Origin of the sequence: Meiothermus luteus (genome assembly GCF_003574085.1) — a bacterium.
GTDB lineage: Bacteria > Deinococcota > Deinococci > Deinococcales > Thermaceae > Meiothermus > Meiothermus luteus.
Map to the genome: position 1 here is coordinate 1 of NZ_QWKZ01000215.1, position 852 is coordinate 852.

The 852-nt window shown below is 66.4% G+C and carries 1 pseudogene; it reads left to right on the plus strand.

Annotation, left to right across the window (positions count from 1 at the left end):
* Positions 1–852 (plus strand): annotated as a pseudogene (locus Mlute_RS15365) (DEAD/DEAH box helicase); the annotation flags it as partial.

Below are 852 nucleotides of genomic sequence, written 5' to 3' on the forward strand. Positions count from 1 at the left end.
GGGCGCTTCTGCTTTGGATACCCCGCGAAGACCCTCTGGACGCCTTTTTTGAGGTGCATCCGGAGCTTCTGCTGGAAAGCCCGCCCGAAGCGGCCGTCGCCGACGCCGAAAACCCCGTGCTCTACCCCCTTCATGCCCACTGCGCGGCGCTCGAGCTGCCCATCCCGCTCCACTCCCCTTCGGACCCCTTCCACCGCGTGCCCACAGTACACCCCCCTTTGGTGGAGAAAAACGGCCGGCTCTACTCCCCTAAGCGCAACCCCCACCGCGAGCTGATCCTGCGCGGGCTGGGACAGAACTACAACCTGCGGGATGCCAACGGGAAACTCCTAGGCACCCTAGACGAGCGGCAGGCCTTCTGGGAGGCCCACCCCGGCGCGGTCTACCTGCACCAGGGCGAAAGCTACCTGGTGCGCAACCTCGAGCCCGAAAAGCGCGAGGTGGTGCTGCTTCCGAGCCTGGAGGACTACTACACCCAGCCCCGGGCCCAGACCGAGCTGGAGGTGCTGAACGGAGAGGAGGTGCTGCCGGGGGTCTGGGTCGGTGCAGTGCGCCTGCGGGAGCGGGTGGTAGGGTACGTCAAGAAGCGTTACTACAGCGAGGCCGTGCTGGAGGAGGTGCCCCTGCTGATGCCCGAGCTCGTCTTCCAAACCGAGGCTCTCTGGTTCCACCCGTGCGACGGGCTCCCGGTATCGACCGACTCTCTGGGAGAAAACAGCCTCACCGAGGCGCTGCTGCCCAGCGCCCTGCACGCCCTCGAGCACACCCTGATAGGCCTGCTGCCCCTTTTCGTGCTGGCCGAACGCCAGGACGTGGGTGGGGTTTCCTACCCCTTCTACCCCTACCCCCTCC